Annotated in this window: 21 protein-coding genes; all 21 read right to left on the bottom strand. The window is 41.1% G+C overall.

Going from position 1 to position 25161, the window contains the following annotated elements; genetic code table 11:
* Positions 1-10: 10 nt before the first annotated feature.
* On the bottom strand, positions 11-2587 hold the full coding sequence (gene mutS, locus ACRPI0_RS04255) for a DNA mismatch repair protein MutS (RefSeq protein ID WP_432355044.1): 2577 nt from the start codon (positions 2585-2587) through the stop codon (positions 11-13).
* 124 nt (positions 2588-2711) lie between these two features.
* Positions 2712-3191: an outer spore coat protein CotE gene (gene cotE, locus ACRPI0_RS04250; RefSeq protein ID WP_432355043.1), complete on the bottom strand. Its 480-nt coding sequence runs from the start codon at positions 3189-3191 to the stop codon at positions 2712-2714.
* A 165-nt stretch (positions 3192-3356) separates the two neighbouring features.
* The gene (locus ACRPI0_RS04245; RefSeq protein ID WP_432355042.1) at positions 3357-3791 is read right to left on the bottom strand and encodes a RicAFT regulatory complex protein RicA family protein; all 435 of its coding nucleotides are present in this window, start codon (positions 3789-3791) and stop codon (positions 3357-3359) included.
* On the bottom strand, positions 3791-5317 hold the full coding sequence (miaB, locus tag ACRPI0_RS04240) for a tRNA (N6-isopentenyl adenosine(37)-C2)-methylthiotransferase MiaB (RefSeq protein WP_432355041.1): 1527 nt from the start codon (positions 5315-5317) through the stop codon (positions 3791-3793). Before miaB ends, ACRPI0_RS04245 begins: the two co-directional genes overlap by 1 nt.
* Before the next feature lie 158 nt (positions 5318-5475).
* A complete protein-coding gene (locus tag ACRPI0_RS04235; protein WP_432355040.1) occupies positions 5476-5754 on the bottom strand; it encodes a stage V sporulation protein S in 279 nt (92 codons plus the stop codon).
* Between the two features lie 89 nt (positions 5755-5843).
* Positions 5844-6641 carry a TIGR00282 family metallophosphoesterase gene (locus ACRPI0_RS04230; RefSeq protein ID WP_432355039.1) on the bottom strand — a complete coding sequence of 266 codons (798 nt, stop codon included), beginning with the start codon at positions 6639-6641 and terminating at the stop codon, positions 5844-5846.
* 62 nt (positions 6642-6703) lie between these two features.
* A complete protein-coding gene (gene rny / locus ACRPI0_RS04225; protein ID WP_432355038.1) occupies positions 6704-8260 on the bottom strand; it encodes a ribonuclease Y in 1557 nt (518 codons plus the stop codon).
* A gap of 259 nt (positions 8261-8519) precedes the next feature.
* Positions 8520-9578 (bottom strand): recombinase RecA, encoded by a 1059-nt coding sequence (gene recA / locus ACRPI0_RS04220; protein ID WP_432355037.1) that lies wholly within the window; start codon positions 9576-9578, stop codon positions 8520-8522.
* 178 nt (positions 9579-9756) lie between these two features.
* Positions 9757-10995: a competence/damage-inducible protein A gene (locus ACRPI0_RS04215; RefSeq protein ID WP_432355036.1), complete on the bottom strand. Its 1239-nt coding sequence runs from the start codon at positions 10993-10995 to the stop codon at positions 9757-9759.
* Positions 10996-11010: 15 nt separating this feature from the next.
* Positions 11011-11589 carry a CDP-diacylglycerol--glycerol-3-phosphate 3-phosphatidyltransferase gene (gene pgsA, locus ACRPI0_RS04210; protein WP_432355035.1) on the bottom strand — a complete coding sequence of 193 codons (579 nt, stop codon included), beginning with the start codon at positions 11587-11589 and terminating at the stop codon, positions 11011-11013.
* A 97-nt stretch (positions 11590-11686) separates the two neighbouring features.
* The gene (locus ACRPI0_RS04205) at positions 11687-12598 is read right to left on the bottom strand and encodes a helix-turn-helix domain-containing protein (protein WP_432355034.1); all 912 of its coding nucleotides are present in this window, start codon (positions 12596-12598) and stop codon (positions 11687-11689) included.
* 9 nt (positions 12599-12607) lie between these two features.
* Positions 12608-13405, bottom strand: a complete 798-nt coding sequence (locus ACRPI0_RS04200; RefSeq protein ID WP_432355033.1) for a DUF3388 domain-containing protein — start codon at positions 13403-13405, stop codon at positions 12608-12610.
* Positions 13406-13542: 137 nt separating this feature from the next.
* Entirely contained in the window at positions 13543-14277 is a 735-nt protein-coding gene (gene ymfI / locus ACRPI0_RS04195; protein ID WP_432355032.1) for an elongation factor P 5-aminopentanone reductase, read from the bottom strand.
* On the bottom strand, positions 14274-15572 hold the full coding sequence (gene yfmH / locus ACRPI0_RS04190; protein ID WP_432355031.1) for an EF-P 5-aminopentanol modification-associated protein YfmH: 1299 nt from the start codon (positions 15570-15572) through the stop codon (positions 14274-14276). Before yfmH ends, ymfI begins: the two co-directional genes overlap by 4 nt.
* The gene (yfmF, locus tag ACRPI0_RS04185; RefSeq protein ID WP_432355030.1) at positions 15565-16848 is read right to left on the bottom strand and encodes an EF-P 5-aminopentanol modification-associated protein YfmF; all 1284 of its coding nucleotides are present in this window, start codon (positions 16846-16848) and stop codon (positions 15565-15567) included. Before yfmF ends, yfmH begins: the two co-directional genes overlap by 8 nt.
* 181 nt (positions 16849-17029) lie before the next feature.
* Positions 17030-17992, bottom strand: coding sequence for an ABC transporter permease (locus ACRPI0_RS04180; RefSeq protein ID WP_432355029.1), 963 nt, complete (start codon positions 17990-17992; stop codon positions 17030-17032).
* Between the two features lies 1 nt (position 17993).
* Positions 17994-19040: an ABC transporter permease gene (locus ACRPI0_RS04175; RefSeq protein WP_432355027.1), complete on the bottom strand. Its 1047-nt coding sequence runs from the start codon at positions 19038-19040 to the stop codon at positions 17994-17996.
* On the bottom strand, positions 19033-20601 hold the full coding sequence (locus tag ACRPI0_RS04170) for an ABC transporter ATP-binding protein (RefSeq protein ID WP_432355026.1): 1569 nt from the start codon (positions 20599-20601) through the stop codon (positions 19033-19035). Before ACRPI0_RS04170 ends, ACRPI0_RS04175 begins: the two co-directional genes overlap by 8 nt.
* Positions 20602-20777: 176 nt before the next feature.
* Positions 20778-21851: a BMP family lipoprotein gene (locus tag ACRPI0_RS04165; RefSeq protein ID WP_432355025.1), complete on the bottom strand. Its 1074-nt coding sequence runs from the start codon at positions 21849-21851 to the stop codon at positions 20778-20780.
* 50 nt (positions 21852-21901) lie between these two features.
* Positions 21902-22630, bottom strand: a complete 729-nt coding sequence (locus ACRPI0_RS04160; protein WP_432355024.1) for a GntR family transcriptional regulator — start codon at positions 22628-22630, stop codon at positions 21902-21904.
* Positions 22631-22783: 153 nt separating this feature from the next.
* Positions 22784-25159 (bottom strand): DNA translocase FtsK, encoded by a 2376-nt coding sequence (locus tag ACRPI0_RS04155; RefSeq protein WP_432355023.1) that lies wholly within the window; start codon positions 25157-25159, stop codon positions 22784-22786.
* Between the last annotated feature and the right edge of the window lie 2 nt (positions 25160-25161).

Raw genomic sequence — 25161 nt, 5'->3', positions numbered from 1 at the left:
CCCTCTTTTCTTACTTCAATTTTGCTCTTAGTTCAAATAACAACTGCAATCCTTGAAGTGGAGTTGTATTGGCTAAGTCAATTGTCTTCAGTTGCTCTATAATTTCATTTTGTTCTACTGGTTGTTCTACTGGTTGTTCTTTCTGGCTCTCTTCAGCCTGAAGGTCAAAAAAGCTAATTTGTTCGCTCGAAGGAAGTGTTGGTTTACTAGATGTTTTTTGGCTTTCAAATCCTAGTAATAACTCCCTTGCTCTTTCTAATAACGGAGTAGGCAAACCTGCGAGTTCCGCAACGTGAATTCCGTAACTTTTATCCGCAGGTCCTGACATTACTTTATGGAGAAATACTACTTTGCCTTCTTGCTCCATCGCTGCTACGTGCACATTTGCCAGTCGTTCCAACTGCTCGTCGAGAGCCGTCAATTCATGGTAGTGCGTAGAGAATAATGTGTTTGCACCAATCTTGTCATGGATATACTCCATCATAGCTTGAGCTAAAGACATTCCATCGTATGTGGATGTTCCTCTACCGATTTCATCGAATAAAAGTAAGCTTCGATTAGTAGCGTGTGCAATTGCTTGCTGAGACTCTAACATTTCCATCATGAAGGTACTCTGTCCTGAAGCTAAATCATCCGCCGCACCAATTCTCGTGAAAATCTGATCTGTAATCGGTAGTGAGGCAAGTTCACATGGAACGTAGCAGCCAATTTGAGCCATGACAACTGTTAATGCTACTTGTCTCATGTAAGTACTTTTACCAGACATATTCGGTCCAGTGATCAACAGCATATTGGCATCCGTTGTTAACTTACAACTGTTAGGAACGTATAGGGAGTGGTCCATCATCTTCTCAACGACTGGGTGTCTACCATTTCTAATTTCAAGCGCTTTATCAATAGAGAATATCGGTTTTACGTACCCTTGAGCTTCTGATATTTCAGCAAATGCAAGCAATACATCCAGTTCACTTAAAACGGAAGCAAGTTGCTGAATTTGTTCGATTCCTTGTTTCATTTGCTCGCGTATTTCTGCGAATAATCTATACTCTAGATCTAAACTTTCTGATTCAGCACTCAAAATCAGTTCCTCTTTTTCCTTCAGCTCGGGAGTTATATATCGTTCCGCATTTGCTAATGTTTGTTTGCGTTCATAGCGGTTAAGGTCGGCAAGATGCAAATTGGATTTTGTAATTTCAATGTAATAGCCAAAAATACGATTGTAGCCGATTTTCAAGCCTTTAATACCTGTGCGCTTACGTTCTTCCTGTTCCAACTCAGCAAGCCAAAGCTTACCGTTTCTTGAGGCATCCCGATAGGTGTCTAATTTCTCATGATACCCATCTTTAATGACGCCGCCTTCTTTTGCTGAGAGTGGTGGAGACTCAGCGATAGAGGCTTCAAGCACTGCACACTGATCTTCACAAGGATGAATTCGTCTTGAGAATTCTATTAAATAAGGCTTCCCTGATTGGGATAACTGGTCTTTAAGCATAGGTATTGTTCTAAGTGAATTACGTAATTGAGCTAGATCACGCGCACTTGCACTGCCCATAGAGATGCGCCCTGCTAGACGTTCCAAATCGTATACTTCTCGCAAGGCTTGTTTCAAGTCATCTCGCAAAAAATAAGCGTCGATTAGTTCAGATACGGTGTCTAACCTATACTCGATTTCAAGCTGATCAGCTAACGGTTGTCGGATCCATGTTTTCAACTTTCGTGCGCCCATTGCAGTATTGGTTTCATCAAGTAACCAAAACAAGGTACCTTCTTTTCCGCCAGTCCGAATCGACTGAACAAGTTCTAAATTCCGCATAGAGTTTGCATCGATTGTCAATTTAGCTTCCCGTGATAAAAATTTGAACGGTTGTAAATGTTGTAAACTCGTTTTTTGAGTTTGCTGAAGATATGCAACCAGTCGCTTACATGCACCTGTTGACGCTTCAGGAATGTCATCGAACAATTCTCTTCCGTGCGTTTCATATAATTCAAGATCACAAACGGATAGAACGATTCCTTTACTTTGACAACTATCTCCGAGCATAAGCTGCATCTGCTCATCGACAACGACTTCTTTCATACCAAGTGATTCAATAGCTGTAGCTAACGCACTTTCATCACCTTGGATTTGTTCAACAGTGCCCTCACCGGTCGCAAGGTCAACATACGCAAACGCACATACGTTTTCTGAAATCCGGTCGAAGGATCCGATAAAGTGATTGGAATGTGCATCAATGTTTTTTCCTTCTGTAATAGTTCCGGGAGTGATCACTTTGACAACCTCCCGTTTAACGATTCCTTTTACTTGTTTCGGGTCTTCTACTTGTTCACAAATAGCGACCTTATGGCCTTTGTCTACTAGTGTTTCTATGTAACCTTGTGCTGAGTGATACGGAACACCACACATTGGGATTCTACCTGATTCCCCACCTTCACGGCTTGTCAATGTAATTTCTAATATGTGAGATGCTTCAGTAGCATCGTTAAAAAACATTTCATAAAAATCTCCTAATCTGAAGAATAGAAAGGCGTCTTCATATTGAGATTTCACACTTAAATATTGTTGCATCATTGGAGTATGTGTTGTCATTCTACTTCCCTCACAGCCTAAATAGTATTCCATTAGTATAACAGATGTTAATCTGATTCGTTCATGAAAGTATTACTCATCCTATTATCAAAAAAGAAAAAAAGCCGAAAACATGCTTCGGCTTTTAAAATGTAGAGCTATCTTTTCCTGACCGTGAACTTCCCTCATTCGCGTGGCTTTGATGCTGCGAAGACTCTTCATCAAATGACCAATCTTCTTCGAAATCATTTGGATGCACGGTAATCATAACTTTTGTTTCACCGATTACTTCAGCAACAAGCTCCCGTTCCACTTTAATTAAAAACTTTTCTTTGCAATCTGAAATGATAGCTTCTGTACAGTTTGGTTGTTGCAATACTTCCACTCGAATTTCCTCTTTCGATGAGGACGGTTCATCGCGATAGCGTAAACGGATTGTGTCCTTGTACGTCACAGTCTCAGTGAATACTGAAGTTTTAGAGTGATCATGATGAGAATACCAGACGTTGACATCGAATTTACCAGATATTTCAATTGATGAACCCGACTTTTTGGCGCTGTGGGTATGGTTAATGACCCAACAGCCAAGAATGCTGGACGGACGGTTTGGCGGGGTAAGCACCACTTCTTTTTCTGTGCGTTGCTTTCCTTTTGCAATAACTGCCTTCGTAACGACTTGTCGTAGATTCTTCAGTTTTCTTCCTCCTTCGTGGACTTCTTTACATCCTATGCAACAGGAGCCCAGAAAGTGAAAAAATCGGAGGAGAAATATTCTCCACCGATTGAAAAGTTAAGACAAAGGCTTATGCTGCGTGCTTTGTACGTAAGATCCTGTCTGTCCTTTTAACACATCTCCACCAGTAGATTCGATAATTTCATCTGTTACCCGGTTAGAAATTGTGTTTGCAATCAATTGTAGCAGGTCATTTACGTCATTTTGAGACTGCTTGAATTCTTGAACTAACGGTATTTCATCTATTTCGTTTTCAATCTGCTCAATTTTCTTTTCAATAATGCCAAGTGCCCGCTCTTTGTCATACTCTTGGAAGTTGACAGCTTGCTTTTGCAAAGACTTCAAGCTCGCAATCTTTTCTCTAACTTTCTGATTTTCGTTAATGTGCGCTTCTGTCTTTTTAAATAATTCTACTTGCTCCGTATTTGCAACCATATGTGCAAGCTCTCTTGATTTTTCTATAATATCCTGTTTCGTGTATAATTTTTCCATTATGACATCACCTTTTCCTCTTCTAATATTCCAATATACTCTCCGTCTAGTGACCAAGACTTCGCATCAGTAATACGAACCTGCACGATCTTACCTATCACACAAGCCGGTGCTCGGAAGTTAACTAATTTACTTTTCTCGGTATAGCCTGAAAGCACTTCTTTATTCCGTTTACTTTCACCTTCAACTAAAACATTGACTACTTTCCCTTTATACGGTTTCAATGCTTCTGCTGATAAACCATTGACGACGGTGTTTAAACGCTGAAGACGATCTTTTTTTACTTCCATTGATACATTATCTTGCATTCTTGCAGCCGGCGTCCCTTCTCTAGGAGAATAAATGTATGTGAAGGCCATGTCAAATCCGACTTCTTTATACAAGGAAATCGTTTCTTCAAACTGTTCTTCTGTTTCATTTGGGAAACCGACAATAATATCAGTAGTTAGCGTAACGTTCGGAATTGCACGTTTAATTTTTGAAACCAATTCCAAAAAGCTCTCTCTAGAATACTTCCTGGACATGATTTTCAAAATTTCCGTAGATCCTGATTGAACAGGAAGGTGGATATGATCAACTAAATTGCCGCCTTTAGCTAGCACTTCAATTAACTGATCATCAAAATCACGTGGGTGGCTCGTCGTAAAACGGATACGTGGAATATCAATTTTACGCAATTCATCCATTAGATCACCTAATCGATACTCGCCATCCTCAAAGTCTTTCCCATAGGCGTTAACATTCTGACCAAGTAGCGTGATTTCTTGATAACCCGCTGCAGCAAGTTGGCGTACTTCCTGAATGATATCTTCTGGTCGTCTGCTCCGCTCTTTCCCACGTGTATAAGGAACGATGCAATACGTACAAAATTTATCGCAGCCATACATTATATTGACCCAGCCTTTAATGGACCCTTTTCTAACTCTTGGAAGGTTTTCAATGATGTCCCCTTCTTTAGACCACACTTCAACTACCATCTCTTTTGATAAATACGCTTCATTTAAAATGCTAGGTAACCGGTGGATGTTATGCGTACCGAATACCATGTCTACTTGGTCATAGGTTTTCAGAATTTTATTTACTACAGATTCTTCTTGCGACATACAGCCGCAAACACCTATGAGCATATCAGGTCGGTCAATTTTTAGTGACTTGTAATGGCCAAGTTCACCAAACACTTTATTTTCAGCGTTTTCTCGTATTGCACACGTATTTAGAAGGACAACATCAGCATCTTTAACGTCATTCGTCGATTCATAACCAAGTCCCACTAGAATACCAGCTATGACTTCTGTATCGTGTTCATTCATTTGACAGCCGAATGTTCTTATGTAAAATTTCCGTCCTACCCCCATACCGCGGTATTGTTCATCTATTGCAAAGTCAACATGATAAAATATTTCCTCTTTACCACGCTTTTTGGCTTCTTTTAAAGATGGCGGTGTATACACGGATTGGAAGTACTGACTATAGTCTTTCTCTTTAGCCAATGGAACTTGTCCAGCAAGTCGTTGCTCTTCGTTCATAGTCAAAGCCCCTCTCTTGATTTGATAGGTTAAATGAAACCAAACAGTAGGTACCCTCATTATACTGAAGCATTTCACATCTGTATACGAAGATAAGGGATTGTCCCCCATTTGTCACAGAAAAAAACTGCGGAGGGAAATTCTCCACAGTTTCGGTTTCACAATGATTGCTGACGAGTTCTTTTCTCAACTAACAATTTGAGCGCTGTCCTGCCTTCACCATTAATTTCGATATCAGCAAATGCTGGTGCGCATATTAAGTCATTCCCGCTTGGAGCCACAAACCCACGTGCAATTGCGACTGCTTTTACAGCCTGATTTAAGGCACCTGCACCTACAGCCTGCATTTCGGCAAACCCCTGATCTCTAATTACTGCAACGAGCGCACCTGCAACAGAATTGGGATTCGAGCGAGAAGATACTTTTAATGGATTCATTGATGTTTCCTCCTTATTTAAAGTGGTGTATGGAATGCAGTTCTCCATGCACCATCCTATGAAGAAGAGGAAACAATTAGACGCCTAATTCAAGACTGAAAGGGAGAATCTTCATTAATCATCAGTCTTTCAATAGAATGTGCACGTCCTGTCTGATTGTCGACGTCAATGATAACCCCGTTCAATTGTGCTCTTCCTTCTTTAGGCACTTGGAAACGGACGGGCATATTTGTCTGGAATCGATAAATAACATCTTCTTTCTTCATTCCTAGTATCGCATCATACGGTCCAGTCATTCCTACATCAGTAATGTAAGCCGTTCCTTCTGGTAAGATACGACTGTCTGCCGTTTGAACGTGTGTATGCGTCCCAACAACAGCTGATACACGTCCATCTAAATGCCAACCCATCGCTATTTTTTCACTTGTGGCTTCTGCGTGGAAGTCGACAAACACAAGAGGGGTTCGCTCTTTCGCTTCTTTCAAAAGTTCATCTGCTTTTTTAAATGGATCATCGTGCGGGGGTAAAAAAGTACGTCCATGTAAGTTAAGAACAGCAAGTGTGACTCCCCCGCGTTCGATATAAGTCATCCCTAAACCAGGAGCATCTTCAGAAAAGTTAGCAGGTCGAATTAGAGAATCTGTTTCATCTATAAAGTCATAAATGTCTTTGTGATCCCATGTGTGATTTCCCATAGTTACTACGTCAACACCTGCACGAATTAAATCATCAAATATGGCTTTAGTTATCCCGCGTCCTGCAGCAGCATTTTCACCATTGACAATAACTGCATCTGGTTGGTACTTTCGCTTAAGGCGGGGTAAATAGTCAAAAACCATATCTCTGCCGGGTGACCCGACGATATCTCCGATAAATAATATTTTCATTTTCTTTTCCTCTTTTCCAAAAAGAAAAAGGCTTCCAGCATTCAGCAGGAAGCCACTTTCCCTTATTTTGCGTACTCAACAGAACGTGTTTCACGGAGAACCGTAATTTTAATATGTCCGGGATAATCTAGTTCTTCTTCAATTCGCTTTCGAATGTCACGAGCTAGACGATGAGCAGTAATGTCATCAATAATATCCGGACGTACGATAATACGAACCTCACGGCCCGCCTGAATTGCAAATGACTTTTCAACACCTTCATAAGACTCAGAGATTTCTTCGAGTTTCTGAAGACGTTTAATGTAGTTTTCAAGTGTTTCACTGCGTGCACCTGGACGAGCTGCTGACAATGCATCTGCTGCCGCAACAAGTACTGCGATAACTGATGTTGCTTCTTCGTCACCATGGTGAGACGCGATACTGTTAATGACTACTGGATGCTCTTTGTACTTGACAGCAAGTTCTTTACCAATTTGTACATGACTTCCTTCCACTTCATGGTCAATTGCTTTACCAATATCGTGAAGTAATCCTGCACGTCTCGCTAATGTAACATCTTCGCCAAGTTCAGCTGCTAATAATCCAGCAAGGTATGCAACTTCCGTTGAGTGCTTCAGAACGTTTTGTCCATAACTAGTACGGAACTTCAAACGTCCCAAAATTTTAATAAGATCTGGATGTAAATTATGGACACCGATGTCGAAGGTTGTCTGCTCTCCAGTTTCACGGATTAGCTCATCGACTTCTCGTCTAGCCTTGTCCACCATCTCTTCAATTCGTGCTGGGTGGATTCTTCCATCCGCAACGAGTTTTTCCAGCGCGAGTCTTGCAATCTCACGACGAACCGGATCAAAACCGGAAAGTATAACTGCTTCAGGTGTATCGTCAATGATTAAATCAATGCCTGTCAATGTTTCCAGAGTACGAATGTTTCGTCCCTCTCTACCAATGATACGGCCTTTCATTTCATCATTCGGCAAGTTTACGACAGATACTGTCGTTTCTGCCACGTGATCTGCTGCAAACCGCTGGACAGCGAGAGATAGGATTTCACGTGCTCTCTTTTCTGATTCTTCTTTTGCACGTTGCTCGGATTCTTTTGTCATGACAGCGATATCTGTAGAAAGCTCTCGCTCTACATCATCGAGGATTAGACGTTTTGCCTCATCACGTGTCAAAGCTGAAATTTTTTCAAGCTCTGTCTGCTGTGTGGCAACCAATTCTTCCGCTTTGCGTTCCATCTCTTCAATATGCTGTTGTCTGCCGGATAGCGCATCATCTTTGCGCTCCAGACTTGCTTCTCGCTTGTTGAGTGAATCATCTTTGCGGTCCATATTTTCTTCCCGCTGCAGGAGACGGTTTTCCTGTTTCTGAAGTTCTGATCTTCGTTCACGGATATCCGTTTCTGCCTCAACGCGCAATTTGTGATTTTCATCCTTCGCTTCAAGAAGTGCTTCTTTTTTTAATGCCTCCGCTTCGCGCTTCGCTTCTTCAACGATTGTTGCAGCGGAGTGCTTTGCACCTGTCACTTTTGATTCATTCACGTTTTTGTTGTACAAAAACATAACAACTGCACCGACGATGAGACCGAGCAAAGCGGAGATGATAGTAATACCCATTCAGGTCACCTCCTCTTGCTTATTTTTTCATTTTCAGTTGGCTTGTACATCGACTTTCAATATACCGCCAAATTCATTTCAAATGGTGAGAATTATACAACTCTAATTGTATCGGTGTCATATTCCCATGTCAAGACGGGAGAGATGATGAGACTATGATTCTACGGTGGTCCATATAAATGCATTCACCCAGTAAAACAAAATAGAAAAATCGGTCCTCCTCATATGAGAAGGACCGATTTCGAATAGCGCCTTATACTTACTCTTTCTCGTCAAATAATTCTAACTCTTCTTCGTCATCTGAATCATGAGCTGCAATTACATAATTTTCACTTGTCAATCCGTAGCTACTTCGGATTTTATCGGAGATTTCAGAACGAATCGATGGATTCTCTTTCAAGAATTGCTTCGCATTTTCACGACCTTGTCCCATTCGTTCTCCTTCATAAGAATACCAAGCGCCACTCTTTTGGACTACTTCTACTTCAACGCCCAAATCGACAATTTCGCCTTCTTTAGATATTCCTTCTCCATACATAATATCTACTTCAGCTGTACGGAACGGTGGTGCAACTTTGTTTTTCACAACACGGATTCTAGTTTTATTACCCATTATATCAGTACCGTGCTTAATTGCTTCACCTCGACGAACTTCAAGACGAACAGATGCATAAAACTTTAATGCACGCCCACCAGGTGTAACTTCTGGGTTACCAAACATTACACCGACTTTTTCTCGAATTTGGTTAATAAAGATCGCAATCGTCTTCGATTTATTAATAGCACCTGATAGCTTACGTAGCGCCTGTGACATCAAACGTGCTTGCAAACCTACGTGAGTGTCACCCATTTCGCCTTCGATTTCGGCTTTTGGCACAAGTGCTGCTACAGAGTCAATAACAATCATCTCGACTGCTCCACTTCTAACGAGTGCTTCAGCAATTTCAAGTGCTTGCTCGCCTGTATCTGGTTGTGACAATAGGAGCTCGTCAATATCTACACCAAGCTTCTGAGCATAGACAGGATCTAGCGCATGCTCAGCATCGATAAATGCAGCAGTTCCACCTGCGGCTTGTACTTCTGCAATTGCATGAAGCGCAACAGTCGTTTTACCCGAACTCTCAGGACCATAGATTTCAACTACACGACCTCTAGGATAACCACCAACTCCAAGTGCAGAGTCAAGTGCAAGTGAACCAGTAGAAGATGTTTGCATCTCTCTATCAGTCTTCTCACCAAGTTTCATAACAGATCCTTTACCAAATTGCTTCTCTATTTGTTTAAGTGCTTGATCTAAAGCCGCTTTACGTTCGCTCAAAAATAATTCCTCCTTCAAGGTGTTTTCTATCTATCACTACTATACTCCTTCCGAGAAAAATAAACAAGAAAAAAGCGAACGAGTATTCGACTTTTTATTTTAAAATCGTGTTTTAATTGAGAAACAAGCTCTTTATTGGATTTTAATTGAGAATAGGCTTGAAATCTTAATTTTCACGTTACCTAGCTTCTAGCTCTCTAATGAGATAATAAAGAGCAAAGTTAGCAGCTCTTAACCGATTTGCGTTACGTGATCCAGATAACTGTAACTGATAGGTTTCCGTTTTGTCTGCAAAGGAGATACCGATCCAAACAGTTCCAGCTGGTTGTCCATCATGCATATCCGGGCCTGCTGCTCCTGTTAATCCGATTCCAATATCCGTTTTAAATTTCTCTCGGATAGTCTTAGCTAACGCTTCAGCACATTCAGAACTTACTGTCCCATACTTTTCAATCAATTGATCATCGATTCCGAGCTGCTTCGTTTTAGCGTCAACATCATAAACTGTCATTCCGCCTTTTAAAGAAACACTAATTCCAGGTTCCTCAGCGAGTAACGATGTGAACAGGCCCGCAGTTAAACTTTCAGCGGCAGAAATAGTTAGGCCAGATTGAATTAATAGCTGAGCTGCTTTAGAAGACAAGGTATCATCATCCGTACCATAAATGTACTCACCAACTTGCTCATGAAGCTTTTTAAGGACCGGTTCGATTAAATCGTTAGCAGCCTCAGCTGACTCGGCTTTCGCTGTTATTCTTAAAGTGACCGCATCTTTTGAAGCAAGAGGGGCTATGGTTGGATTGGTTTGCGATTCTAAAAGATCTTGTACGTTGTGTTCAAGCTCAGCCTCACCAATTCCATAAAATTTCACAACGGTTGAAACAATAATCTCTTGGTTTCCAGTAATAAGTTGAAGATAAGGAATTGCCTCATCTCTAAACATCGGTTCCATTTCATGAGGAGGTCCTGGTACTAGTACATACGTTTTCTCATACGCATGGATTGCCATACCTGGAGCCATTCCGAATCGATTTTCTAATACAGTTGAACCGGACAACACAAGTGCCTGTTTCTTATTGTTCTCAGTCATTTGTTTTCCTGTCCGTTCAAAATAAGCTTGAATTGAAACTAATGCTTTTGAATTCGATTCAAGTCCAACCCCTATATGCCGGGCAATGGTCTCTTTAGTTAAATCATCTTTCGTTGGACCGAGACCACCAGAGAACAGAATTAAATCTGCCCTATTTTCAGCAATTTGTATCGCTTCTTCCAATCGTTCGGGATTATCTCCTACAACAGTCTGATAATGAACATCTATTCCAATTTCAGCAAGTTGTGCAGAGATGAACTTGGCATTTGTATTTGTAATCTGGCCGAGCAAAAGCTCGGACCCCACCGCAATGATTTCAGCTCTCAAGTGATGTCATCCCCTTTACATGGACTTTGTTAACACGTGCTTATTCTTAAAGAAATAATCCAGTCCTGACCAGATCGTGAAGAATAAACAAATATAAAGCATAATCGTACCAAAAGGCACATTAATTGCTTCAAAGAAAATATTGTTTAACAGTAATGAAGAAATGGCTAATATTTGAGTAACCGTTTTAATTTTCCCTAACTGATTCGCAGCAACGACTTCGCCTTCACCAGCAAGTAGCAAACGTAAACCGGTAACCGCAAATTCACGGCTTATAATAATAATGACAACCCAAGAGGGAGCTAATCCGAATTCTACTAAAATGATAAATGCCGCAGAAACGAGAAGTTTATCTGCTAGTGGATCCAAGAATTTCCCCATATTTGTAACTAGATTATGTTTTCGTGCAATGTAACCATCTAGCCAGTCCGTAGCTGAAGCAAAGATAAACAAAAGACCGCCAATAAATTGTTCAATAGATAGTTCGGTTCCTCCGATAGTCAGCTTCCCCATTCCAAAATCAGCTAACATGAACACGATAAATACAGGAATTAGCAAGACACGTGATACCGTTATTTTATTCGGCAAGTTCATAAAATCGTGCACCCTCTTTTCGTTAGATTTACTCTTTCAAAAACCCCGCCTAAAAGCAGGGTTTAAAGAAAATAGTCATCTTCGCAGATGACTATTTTCATTTTTTATATTCAATAATGATATTTTGCGTCACGGTATCATTTGGATACGTCAACGGTTTCCCGTTTACAAGAATCTCCGTAAACTGGGTACGTCCCACGCGAATTCTAGCTGATGACTGATCTGTCAGTTCTAGTTGAGCTTCCTCGCCATTTTTCATTACACGAGCTCCGTTAGGAAGAAGTTCTTGTCCGCTTTGATCGGTAACACCTATCCAAGATTCTCCGCCTTCTTTAACTTTGATGGAGAGATTGAACGTATCCGTATTTTCCAAAGCAAATGTTGTGTTTGCACCTTCTACAGTACCTTGAGTAAGTGTCTGTTCAGGTTTCGGTTCTTCTACTGGTTCTTCTTCAGGCTCATCAGGTTTTTCAGCATCCTGACCTGCTTCTTCATCTGAATCTGTTCCCTCTTTGTTCAAATCTACTTTAGGTTTTTCTTTTTCATTCTTATCTACCGTAATTTCATTCGTAGATTCTACTTCTTCAGGTTTCTGTGAGTTCGCCTGATGTTTATAAAGAAATATCACTACTGCAAGAATAACGATGATGAATAGTGCGGCAATAATTTTAGGTAGAACTTCGTTCATTCTACTCGATTTCATATAACCGCCTGATTGCGACATCTGTGGAGCGCTTCGTTGCACTTCTTCTTCTTTCATTTGTGCAGAAGATTCGTTCTCTCGATACAATGACAACATCTCTTGCGCATCAAGTCCTACTGCTTCAGCATATTGCTTAATGAATGCACGTACATAAAATGCACCTGGCATCATGCTGTAGTCTTCATTTTCTATTCCAGCCAAATAGCGCTTTTGAATTTTCGTAATCGCTTGTAAATCATCCAAGCTATACCCTTTTGCTTTTCTCGCCTCTTTAAGGCAATCACCTAAACCGGACAACGTTATCACCTGCCTGTTTTAAAAATTGAACATCCCAAAGCCGCCTGCGCTATCACGGCCAGAATTCATCTCGTTTTTCTCGATGACTTCGTATGTAATCTCTTGATCGGGGGTTGTACGCAGTTCGATAATATAGTCAAAGTCTTCAATCGAATACTCTGAGTGCTGAACAAACATATCCGGATGCTCAACAACTTTAGTTGATGGAAGTCGCATCATCTCTCGGACCAATTGCATATGGCGTTCGTCTTCAGCTTTTCTCGTAACAATTCCATCTAAAATGAAAATATTATCTTTTGAAAATTCATCGCCCATTAAACTGTTACGGACTGTTTGTTTAATCATTGTGGATGAAAGGAAGATCCATTTCTTATTCGCACAAACGCTTGCAGCAACAACCGATTCTGTTTTCCCCACCCTCGGCATGCCACGAACGCCAATCAGCTTGTGGCCATCCTGTTTAAATATTTCAGCCATGAAATCTACTAATATACCTAATTCACTTCGTAAGAATCGGAAAGTTTTGCGCTCATCTGAATTACGATGAATGTATCTTCCATGCCTGACTGCAAGAACGTCACGCAATTTCGGCTCTCTTATTTTACGAATTTCGATTTGTTCCATTGTAGAAGCAATCAGTTCAAACCTTCTGATTTGGTCATCATCTTCTGTACGAACAAGCATACCACGTGTACTAGCGTCTACTCCATTGATTGTAACAATGTTGACTCGGAGCATACCTAACAGTGAAGCAATATCCCCTAAGAGACCAGGACGATTCACCTGCAATTTGTATTCTAGATACCACTCACCCAATGGAACCCCTCCTTTGTCATTACATCGTTCATTAGTTAGGACGCAAAAACAAACCGCTTAGTTTCTATAATAGCTGAATTAACGTCTAAGTGAAAGGAAAAAACTAAAACAAGGAGATCCAATTGAAGACGGACTGCTCAGATGTACCAGCCGCCGTTCAACTTCAGGATCTCCCCAGTCATATAATCCGCCTTACCACTTGTTAAAAACACAACAAGATCTGCTACTTCTTCCGGCTTACCTGGAATCATAAGAGGGATTTCCTGCATCACTAACACGCGCTCGTCTTCAGGTATTTCGTCATTCATTCTCGTTTCTATCCAACCTGGCGCAATTGCATTCACACGAACTCCGCCATACGCGGATTCTTTCGCAAATGCTTTAACGAATGCATGCTGTGCACCTTTTACGCTAGAATACAGCACTTCCCCTGCAGCACCTGTGTTGCCCCATATAGAACCAATGAAGATGACATAGGAGGAAGTGTAGTCTCTCAATCCCGCAGAGAGTAAACTGACCAAACGTATAGGTCCTTGAACATGAACGCGCCACAGCGATTCCATGTCATCTTCTGTTGTTTCCGTTAACAACTTCATCAACGACTGACCATTCGCAACAATAACCGCACGAACATCACTCAACTTAGATGCTAATTGATCAGCAGCTCCACGTTGTGAGAAATCTGCTTGCACACAGATGAATTCTGCACTCGGATATTGTTTCGCTAATGATTGCTGTAATACGTTAGCCGCTATTTCACCATTATTGTAATGTAAATACACCGACCATCCTTCGTGTGCTAGCTTCTTGCAAATGGACTCTCCAATTCCTCCAGACGCACCGAGCACGAGGGCTCGGCGTTCTGTACTCACTTCGTCTGATCCGTTGGATAAATGGTCATAACCGTTTGTCCATCCTTGTAATAGAAATCATTGAATGCATCTTTTAATTGGTCTGTCTTCAATGCTTCCAACACAGGAACTACGTCAAACAAATTCATTTCATTGAAATTGTAATGGGTAAACTGATTGGCAATATACTCAGGAGAATTCAAAGCTCTCATAAATAGTCCGATTCGCTTCTTGCGAATTCGTTCAAGTTGCTCTTCAGTAATAGTCCAATTGTTTTTAGCATCATCAAGAACTTTCATAATAAGTTTCTCAAGTTCTGCAGGGCGATCCGTGTCAGATGCGATTGCTGCAAAGCCAAAACCATTCTCAAGATTGAATTCATAAGCGAATGATTCGTCAATCAAACCTTCGTTGTAAGCTGTTGTGAAAAATTCAGAAGAGCGTCCAAAGAGAATATCCAATGTCACATCTGATGCTATTTCACGGACAAGCATTTCTTTTCCAGACATCTCTGTATGACGACATTTGGAACCTATCATCAGCTTAGGCTTAGTGACATCCATGTGGAGTTCACTGCGTTTTACTGCAGCAGTGTCTGGTTCAGTTGGGAAGCTTCGAACAACTGGTTGTGGAGCTTCAAATGATTTCGCTTTCTGATCTTGCTGGACAAACGCAAGCATTTCTTCAGGATCTACATTTCCAACAGCAAAGAATACCATATTTGATGGATGGTAAAACGTCTCGTAACACTCATACAAGTGTTCAGCTGTAATGTCTTGAATTGTTTCTACGGTTCCTGCGATATCAATACGAACAGGATGATTTTCAAATAGATTTTCAATTGTACCAAAGTATTGGCGCCAATCTGCCTGATCGTCGTACATGGTAATTTCTTGTGCAATAATTCCTTTTTCTTTCTCTACCGTTTTTTCAGTGAAATACGGTTGTTGTACAAAGTCTAGTAGTGTTTTCGTATTTTCAAACAAACGGGATGTGGATGAAAACAAATAGGAAGTGCGTGTGAAAGATGTGAATGCATTTGCTGCAGCAGCATTTTCACTGAACTCCTGAAATACATCTCCATCTTCCTTTTCAAACATTTTGTGTTCTAAAAAGTGTGCAATCCCGTCAGGAACTGTTACTAATTCTTTTCCGCCACGAGGGATGAACGTTCGGTCAACGGATCCGTATTTTGTTGTAAATGTTACATATGTCTTAGAGAACCCTTCTTTTGGGAGAACGTACACATTCAAACCATTTTCAAGTTCTTGATGATATAGAGTTTCTTGTAATTGATCAAAATGAATTTTATTCATGATCCATTGCCTCCCTTCCTGAAAGAAGATACGTGATTTCTTTCGTAAGCGTATTTGCCATCTGCGTAATGTCTTCTTTAGTGACTTGCTCCCACTTCTCAATTAGTTTATCTGCTGAAAAGTCTTCATCCACTAATTTATACTGATCAAAGATTTCAATTTGACCCTTCGCGGAGTCAAATGAACTTCGAATGCTATTTGATAGAAGCGCAAGAGTTTGTCGCATTTCCAAATCAGAAATCTCACCATGTTTCATAGCTTCAACTTGCTCATCTATCAATCGAGCCGTCTTTTCCTCCTGTTCTGCATCAATCCCAGACATAATATAGAGCAGTCCATAATGGGATGCGTAAGAACTAGAGCAATAATAAGCTAAGCTTTCTTTTTCACGAACATTGACGAACAACTTACTATGTGCAAATCCGCCAAGGACACCGTTCATCATTTGCATTTTAGAATAATCCGGATGTTTAAAATTAACGGGTGTACTATAAGCCATATTAAGCTTTCCTTGCTTCATATCTTGCTTTTCACGAATGTGTTTTGCATGAGTTGAAGGAGATGTAGCCATTGTAGCTGAAACAGAATTGCGTGTTTCTATCTTGAATGGGAATAAAGTTTGTGCTCGAGCTGTTAGCTCTTCTGTATCCACGTCACCGAGTATATAAATATCAATTGTATCTTCATTCACCATTTGCTCGTATGTTTCTTTTAGTGACTCGTGAGTAACAGCTGAGACAGCTTGCTCCGTTCCATAGGAGGACTGGGATGCAGGTTGCCCCGCACGAATTAGTTCCAACATGCGCTTATTTGCGTACCGGGTTTTGTCGTTGTAAACAGATCCGAGACGGTCAATAACTGTTTGTTTTTCACGTTCTACGATTGACTTATCAAAGAAACCATTTTTCAAATTAGGCTCAAAGATACTTTCAGTTACAAGTGCAAGTAACTGTTCAAAGACCGGAACATCTGGATTACGCAAATATTCTTCATTGACACTTTCAGCGTATACCGTGAAAATGTGTTCATTTCCCCGTTTGCTTGTATCTGTATAGAATACAGCCCCGTAGAGTTCTTCTAGTGCTTGACGTAACTTTGTACGCGTTGGAAAATGTGCTGTTGAATCTTCCAAAACATTTGCTAATACTGTACGTGATGCAGCGTTTTCTTCAGTTAGTGGTGCAGTGAATTTAATTGCAACACTAACAGTTTTAAACTGCGCGGTTTGACGTGTGAACAAATTAACGCCTGGTTGGAGTTCATTTTTTTGAAACATGCAAAAACACCTCAATCTATAGGATAAGTATGTGTAGGTCGTCTCACGCAATTCGCGAGTACTCTTAGTATGCTTCTTTCCAACTTCACTATACATTTCCAAACGAACTCATACAAGTGAATGGATTTAACAAAAAACTGCTCGAAGTGTCCATAGTTCGGACACTCTGAGCAGTTGATGTTTATCGAGAACCTTTGATGTAAGGATCTCCAATTGCTTTTGGTGCATTTGCTTTTCCAATAAAGCCGGCAAGAGCAATAATTGTAAGTGCATACGGCAGAATATATAGGAATACGGAAGGTACATTTTGCATGAATGGTATCCCTGAAGAGCTGATTGCGAGCGCTTGGGCAAACCCGAAGAATAACGCTGCTCCCATTGCTCCGATTGGATGCCACTTACCAAAGATCATTGCAGCCAAAGCCATGAAACCTTGTCCGTTAATTGTTGCGTGACCGAAGTCATTTGTCATCGTTTGAGCATATACAGATCCACCCATTCCAGCAAGGCCACCTGAAATGATAACAGCGATATAACGGATACGATTCACTTTAATCCCCATTGTATCTGCTGCCATCGGATGCTCTCCGACGGAACGTAAACGTAGTCCAAATGGCGTTTTGAAGATAACAAACCATGCTAGAAATGCAACAGCTACTGCTAAAATGGACGAACCATAAACCGATTTAAAGAACATCGGTCCAAGAACCGGGATATCTTGTAAATATGGAATATCGAATCTTGGAATATTTTTCTGGATGAAGTCTGTCTGTCCTTTTCCATAAATCATTTTTACAGAAAATAGCGCTATTGCAATACCTAACAAGTTAATTGCAACACCAGATACCACCTGATCTGCTCGGAAAGTAATCGAAGCAACTGCGTGCATGAGTGAGAAAATTGCTGAAACGAGCATTGCAGCTAAAATCGATACCCATGGCGTCCATGCGCCAAATGTATCGACGAAGAACAAGTTAAAGACAATTCCTACAAAAGCTCCCATAACCATGAGTCCTTCGAGTCCGATGTTAATGACACCTGAACGTTCAGAGAACACACCGCCAATTGCGGTAAAGATTAGAGGCGCAGCGTAAGCAATTGATATTGGAACGATGAAATAGAGTATATCGAGAAAGGCACCCATCTTACTTCGCCTCCTTTTTCTTGCCAATTCGTTGCAACCCAATACGGATAATATAGCCGGATGCGACAAAGAAAATAATTAATGCAATAACAATCGATACAATTTCGATGGGTATGTCGGCAGCGTTTGGCATGTTATTTGCGCCATACTTCAACGAACCGAACAAACTCGCACCGAAAATTACGCCAAGTGGTGTGTTCGCACCTAATAGTGCAACAGCGATACCGTCGAAACCGATACCTGTGAAACCACCACGTGAAGACATGTTACCGAACGTACCAAGCGCTTCCATAGCACCACCAAGACCAGCAAAAGCACCGGAAATGACCATTGCCATAACAATGTTCTTTTTAACGTTCATACCCGCATATTGAGCCGCGTTTTCATTGAATCCAACTGACTTCAACTCATATCCTAGCTTCATTCTTTCTAAGATAAACCACATGATGAAGACCATGAATAACGCAACAAAGATTCCGTAATGCAGTGTTGAGAAATCCGTTAACTCAGAAAGGAAATCTGATCGTAAAGACGCCGTTTCATGAATCTTGTCCGTCTTGAATCCACCTTTAGCGACAACTTTGATAAGTGCGTTAACTAGGTGTAAAGCGATGTAGTTCATCATAATCGTGACAATTACTTCATGTACTTTCAATGTTGCTTTAAGTAATCCAGGGATTAGCCCCCACAGTGCTCCCGCGGCTGCTGCCGCAAGTAATGCAAGTGGTAGATGGATGATCTTAGGAAGTTCTACAGCCATTCCAACGTATGCTGCAGCAAACCAACCTACGATCAGTTGCCCTTCCACTCCAATATTGAAAAGACCTGTACGAAAAGCAAATGCTACTGCTAATCCTGCTAAAATATATGGACTGATTTGACGAATGGTTTCACCAATCGCGTAAGCATCTCCAAAAATTCCATTCCAAAGAGCAATATATCCTGCGACTGGATCATATCCGCTTACAAGCATGACGACCGCTCCGACTAGTAGCCCGAGAATAATGGAAATCACGGGGACGAGCACATTTATTAATCGATTAGACATGGTCATCATCACCTTCTTTCAACACAGCACCTTCACTGGTTTCAACAATTTCGTTTTTATTATGACCTGCCATGAACAGACCGAGTTCTTGTTCACTCGTTTCAGCAGGCGTTACCGTATCGACAATTCCTCCATCGTAAATAACAGCAATCTGGTCGGAAACATTCATCACTTCATCCAGTTCGAACGAAATTAAAAGAACTGCTTTTCCTTGATCACGTTGTTCGATCAGGCGTTTATGAATAAACTCAATAGCTCCGACATCTAGCCCCCGAGTTGGAAGCGCTGCAATAAGAAGATCTGGATTACGATCCACTTCACGACCGATAATCAGTTTCTGCTGGTTTCCTCCCGAAAGGGCACGTGCCAATTCATGTTCACCTTGCGTGCGAACGTCAAAGTCCTGAATTAGCTTATTTGCATGTTTAGTCACTGCTTTATAATTCATTAGTCCATTCGAAGAATATGGCTTTTGATAATAAGATTGAAGTGCTGCGTTATATCCAACACTGAAATCTAGAACAAGTCCGTGTTTATGACGGTCCTGAGGGATGTGACCTAAGCCTGTTTCTGTAATTTTCCGTGGACTTTTATTGGTAACATCGTTGTCACCAATGATGATTTTACCCGATTTCACTTTACGCAGACCTGTAATCGCTTCAATCAGTTCAGACTGCCCGTTCCCGTCAATTCCTGCGAGACCTACGATTTCACCTCTACGTACAGACAAGTTCAGCTTTTTCACTTTTTCAATACCACGATAATCTGTAACTACCAAGTCTTGAATACATAAAATTTCTTCAGTCGGGTGTGATGGCCTTTTTTCAGTTTTAAAAGTAACCTGTCGTCCGACCATCAGCGTAGCAAGTTCTTCAGGATTCGATTCAGAAGTCGTTACTGTACCAATCCCTTCTCCTTTACGAATGACGGTAACACGATCAGAAACTGCCATGATTTCTCCCAATTTATGAGTGATGAGAATGATTGACTTACCTTCTTCGATTAGTTTGTGCATAATTCCGATTAATTCGTCGATTTCCTGTGGAGTAAGCGATGCCGTTGGTTCATCGAATATTAAGATTTCCGCACCGCGATAAAGCGTTTTCAGAATTTCCACACGTTGTTGCATCCCTACCGAAATATCTTCTATCTTTGCATATGGGTCTACATCCAAACCATATAGCTTTGAGATTTCCGCAACTTCTTTAGCAGAATCCTTGATGTTGATCATACCCATTTTGGTAGGTTCGCTACCTAAAATAATGTTTTCCGTAACAGTTAAATTCTCAACAAGCATGAAGTGCTGGTGAACCATCCCAATACCTAATTCGTTTGCAACGTTCGGATTTGTGATATCCACCTTCTTGCCTTTGACACGAATTTCCCCACCATCTGGCTGATATAGACCAAATAGCACGTTCATCAACGTTGACTTCCCTGCACCATTTTCGCCTAAAAGCGCATGAATCTCGCCTTTTTCCAACTGTAGAGTAATATTGTTATTTGCATAGAAAGTACCAAATTTCTTTTTTATATTTAGCATCTCGATGACGTATTCCACTGATCTCACTTCCTTGCTTATAGTTTCTAATGCTTTAGTTTAATAAATTGACACAATAAAAGATTCTCATTAGAACCTTTTAGTCTGGCAACTTCTTTCTTTGACTGTTTTCAGTATGTATATAAAAACAACGAAGGCCGGAGTTAACCGGCCCTCATCCTAGACTTAATACATTCTTACTTTTCGCCTGGTACTTCGATCTTACCATCGGAAATATCTTTGTCGTATTTCTCGATCTGAGCAAGTACGTCTTCAGGGATCGCACCACGTGAATCTGCAAGTGCTACACCATCGTCATGCAAACCGTAAACTTTTGTTTCTCCACCAGGGAATTTACCGTCTTGAGACAACTTAGCAATATCATTAACTGCGTTGTCAACACGCTTCAACATAGAAGTCAATGTTATGTTATCGTCCCCAACTTGACCTTCATCATACTGATCAGAGTCAACTCCGATTACCCAAACGTATGCGTCTTTGTCAGATGATTTACGTTCTTTTGCTTCACTGAATACTCCGTTACCTGTACCGCCAGCTGCGTGGAAGATAATGTCTACGCCTGAAGAATACATACGGTTAGCTGCTGCTTTACCAAGTTCTGCTTTATCAAATGCGCCTGTGTACTGAACGTCTACTTTGATATCCGGCTTAACTGCTTTTACGCCTGCAAGGAAACCAACTTCAAAGCGCTCGATTACTGGAATTTCCATACCACCAACAAAACCGATTTTATCGGATTTAGTCATAAGAGCTGCAGCAACACCTGCAAGGTAAGCTCCCTCTTGTTCTTTAAAGAGAACACTTGCCACGTTTGGCTGATCAACTACACCATCAATAATTGCAAACTCAGTATCTTTTTGCTGTTCTGCAATTGTATTAATTGCATCTTCCATAAGGAAGCCAACTCCAAAGATTAAGTTGAAATCACGTCGAGCGAGCGCGTTAAGATTTGTTGTGTAATCTGCATCACTTTGTGATTGCAAGTAGTCAAACCCTCCGTCGCCTTTTTTCAAGTCGCTTTCTTCACCAAACTCTTGAATTCCCTTCCATGCAGATTGGTTGAACGATTTGTCGTCGATACCGCCGACATCCGTCACCATTCCTACAGAGAATTCAGATGTATTGCCGCCGTCAGAAGATGAACCTTTGTCACTTCCGTTGTCTTCTTTTTTGTCTGAACCACAAGCTCCCAAAACCGTACCTGCAGCAAGTACAAGGGACAGTGCAAGACCAAATCTGCGTTTACTCATTTTGTGACCTCCCTATTTTATATGTTGGTATGAATTATGGCGTAATCGCCTTATACCCGTTTACGGACTACATGAAAGCTGAATTTATCTGCGCGAAAGTAGTTCTTAGAAAACAAAACCATTTCACCAGTTTCCGTGTAGTGTTTTTGTAGTAATACAAGCAATGGGACATCCACACCACATCTAAGTATGGAGGATGCTTCATGATCGTATCCTACTGGTTCAATATGCGCGATTGCTTGGGTGATGTGGATATGACCACCTTTTTCTAACGCATCAAAAATAGAGTTCTTCATGAGCCCTGTGGCATCTGTCTGAAGATTTTTTTCATTCACTTGGTCAATACAATAAACGACAGGTTCACTATTCGCTGTTCGCACTCTCTTGATTGTAACAATGGTGTCCTCTTCACTGCAACCAAACTTTTCAATAGTTTCTTCGGATGCTTGTGAATCTGACACTTCCAGGAAAATCGTGCCTGGTTCCATGCCCGCTTTCCGAATCATTGAAGACACACTTGATAGTTCTTCAATACCCGAAGAGAATAATGGACGCGCTTTCAAAAACGTGCCTACTCCGTGTTTTCGAACGATTACTTTCTCTTCTTCTAATACACGAAGAGCTTCTCTTAACGTCGCTCTACTAACACCCAGCGTTCTTGCAAGTTCAAACTCCGAAGGGAACTTTTCGTTTTCTTTAAACACGCCGGCTTCAATGTCCCGTTTAATATGTTCGATGACCTGGACATATAGGTGTCGTTGGTCCGCTTTAATCATCAACCCATCTCCCTCCGGCCGAGGTCAGACCTCTGATGTTTAACATCGTTCGTTTCACCCATACTATAACATTTAACTGAGAGAAAATAAACATACCATTTCAAAAAATATTATAACCGATTAGCTCATTGTTCTATTTCTGACAAATTTACCTTCTTAAAGTTCATTAGAGTCCTTACCAATCAACACTTGTCTTGGTTTACTACCTTCTGACGGTCCAACCACTCCGCGCATTTCCATCTGATCTACAATTCGGGCAGCACGAGAGTAACCGACTCGGAAACGTCTTTGCAACAGTGACACGGATGCTGTTTGCATATCTACGACAAGATGAACCGCATCATCGTATAATTCATCTGTTTCTTCATATGGTTGAATCTCTTCTACATCTGTTGGAATCATCTCTTCCTGGTATTGAGCTTTCTGCTGTTGAATTACAAAATCAACAACTGCTTCGACTTCACGATCCGATACAAAAGCACCTTGTACCCTTGTTGGTTTTGAAGCACCCGCTGGGAGAAAGAGCATATCTCCACGACCTAACAGTTTTTCAGCGCCTCCACTATCTAAAATCGTTCTTGAATCGACTGCAGAAGATACAGCAAATGCTATTCTAGAAGGGATATTTGCTTTGATGATACCAGTAATTACGTCCACACTCGGACGTTGAGTTGCGATGATTAGATGTATACCTGCAGCACGTGCCATTTGGGCGAGGCGTGTGATTGCATCCTCTACATCGTTTGAAGCAACCATCATTAGATCGGCTAGCTCATCTACAATAACAACGATATATGGCATTTTAGGATGCTTTTCCTCATTTTCTTCATTCCATGTTTCTATGTGTGAATTATAGCCTTCGATATTCCGTGTCCCCGTATGTGAGAACAGTTCATATCTTCTCTCCATCTCGGAAACAACTTTCTTCAATGCTTGCGCAGCTTTTCTAGGATCGGTCACAACAGGTGCTAGTAAATGCGGGATGCCATTATAGACATTCAATTCAACCATTTTAGGATCAATCATCATCATTTTCACTTCATGTGGTTTAGCTCTCATAATGATACTGATAATAATGCCGTTTACACATACACTCTTACCGCTACCCGTTGCACCCGCTATAAGCACGTGAGGCATTTTGTTCAATTCCGAAAGCATGGCTTCACCCGTTACATCCCTACCTAATGCAATAAGAAGTTTAGAGTCAGGACGATTGTTCTCCTTTGCTTCTAAAACTTCTCGTAAGCTGACTACTGCTACTGCTTTATTCGGTACTTCAATTCCTACAGCAGACTTGCCTGGAATTGGAGCTTCTATACGGATTCCGCTTGCTGCAAGAGCAAGGGCAATATCGTCAGATAAACTTACGATACGGCTGACTTTAACGCCAGTATCAGGAAGTACCTCGTATTTAGTGACAGCAGGTCCTAAGTGTACTTGGGTTACGCGAGCTTTTACACCAAAACTATGGAATGTCCTCTCCAACTTCTGCGCATTCGCCTGAATTGCATTGTATTCTCCAGATTGGTCGTTTTCTGGAGGTTGTTTCAATAAATTAAATGATGGTAACAAATAAGACTCATTTTCTTCTTCTCCTGAGACACCTTGATAGGGATCTTTTACGCCTTCTTCTGGAGCTGGTTCTTCCCCATCTGAAGATGACTTCGAATTCGGTTCATTTCGAACAGGAATTTCAGGTTCATCATTTCTTTCGTTGAATGCTGAAATGATTGGTTGCACGTAAGGTTCTTCTACCTCTGGAATTTCAGTATTAAGAATTGGTTGTACAGAAGGCGTATTCGTACTTTCAACAGTTTCCTTCTGATGCTTGCTTGAGCGAGTCGTATTTTTTGTTTTAGATTGTTTTTTCGGAACAGGTTTGGATGCCGTCCTGAAATTTATAGCTTTGATCTTTTCCTTAATCGATGAATACGCTGCAGGGAACCACTCTGCTAAATAAGGTGCTAATGCTTTCCCTGAAACTAAAATTAGTCCTGTTAGTAATAGTAATACTCCTGCTACTGTTGCCCCCGCAGAATCGAACAACGAATAGAACATAGCAAAAAGGACAGCTCCGATCATGCCACCTCCAAGTGTTCCGCCACGTGTAGTAATCCCTCCATTAGAAATAAGTACTTTCCACGTTTCTTTAAGTGCAGAATCCGATAATAGAACTCGGCTAGCGGATAATTCTTTAAATAAGAGAATATGGCTGAATAAGAGCAGACTTGCAAGAATGCAAAGACTTCCTCCAACAATACGGTTTTTCAATCCTAGTTCTCCGCGTTTTACCATGAACAATAGGGCTTGAACAATCAAGAGGAACGGCAAAGCGACATGCCAATTTCCAAAGAGAAACCTACCCGCTGAACCTAGTCCGCGCCCCACGATTCCGAATTCAAATATGATAATCACTGCTAGGGCGAGCATCGCCAAGCCAATTACTTCGAATAGAAGTGGGTTTAAAGGTGATTTTCCTTTTTTCTTATTTGGACTGCGTTTCTTTTTCTTTTTTGAGACTTTCTTAGACATGC

The organism is Sporosarcina sp. A2 (assembly GCF_050858885.1).
Lineage (GTDB): Bacteria > Bacillota > Bacilli > Bacillales_A > Planococcaceae > Sporosarcina.
This window is presented reverse-complemented; position numbering and strand designations above follow the sequence as displayed.

What these genes read in the sequence shown, in the direction of transcription:
- mutS (WP_432355044.1), bottom strand. Translation starts at nt 2,587, where the DNA reads ATGACAACACATACTCCAATGATGCAACAATATTTAAGTGTGAAATCT.
- ACRPI0_RS04245 (WP_432355042.1), bottom strand. Translation starts at nt 3,791, where the DNA reads ATGGAAAAATTATACACGAAACAGGATATTATAGAAAAATCAAGAGAG.
- miaB (WP_432355041.1), bottom strand. Translation starts at nt 5,317, where the DNA reads ATGAACGAAGAGCAACGACTTGCTGGACAAGTTCCATTGGCTAAAGAG.
- ACRPI0_RS04235 (WP_432355040.1), bottom strand. Translation starts at nt 5,754, where the DNA reads ATGAATCCATTAAAAGTATCTTCTCGCTCGAATCCCAATTCTGTTGCA.
- ACRPI0_RS04230 (WP_432355039.1), bottom strand. Translation starts at nt 6,641, where the DNA reads ATGAAAATATTATTTATCGGAGATATCGTCGGGTCACCCGGCAGAGAT.
- rny (WP_432355038.1), bottom strand. Translation starts at nt 8,260, where the DNA reads ATGGGTATTACTATCATCTCCGCTTTGCTCGGTCTCATCGTCGGTGCA.
- pgsA (WP_432355035.1), bottom strand. Translation starts at nt 11,589, where the DNA reads ATGAACTTGCCGAATAAAATAACGGTATCACGTGTCTTGCTAATTCCT.
- yfmH (WP_432355031.1), bottom strand. Translation starts at nt 15,572, where the DNA reads ATGAATAAAATTCATTTTGATCAATTACAAGAAACTCTATATCATCAA.
- yfmF (WP_432355030.1), bottom strand. Translation starts at nt 16,848, where the DNA reads ATGTTTCAAAAAAATGAACTCCAACCAGGCGTTAATTTGTTCACACGT.
- ACRPI0_RS04180 (WP_432355029.1), bottom strand. Translation starts at nt 17,992, where the DNA reads ATGGGTGCCTTTCTCGATATACTCTATTTCATCGTTCCAATATCAATT.
- ACRPI0_RS04175 (WP_432355027.1), bottom strand. Translation starts at nt 19,040, where the DNA reads ATGTCTAATCGATTAATAAATGTGCTCGTCCCCGTGATTTCCATTATT.
- ACRPI0_RS04165 (WP_432355025.1), bottom strand. Translation starts at nt 21,851, where the DNA reads ATGAGTAAACGCAGATTTGGTCTTGCACTGTCCCTTGTACTTGCTGCA.
- ACRPI0_RS04155 (WP_432355023.1), bottom strand. Translation starts at nt 25,159, where the DNA reads ATGTCTAAGAAAGTCTCAAAAAAGAAAAAGAAACGCAGTCCAAATAAG.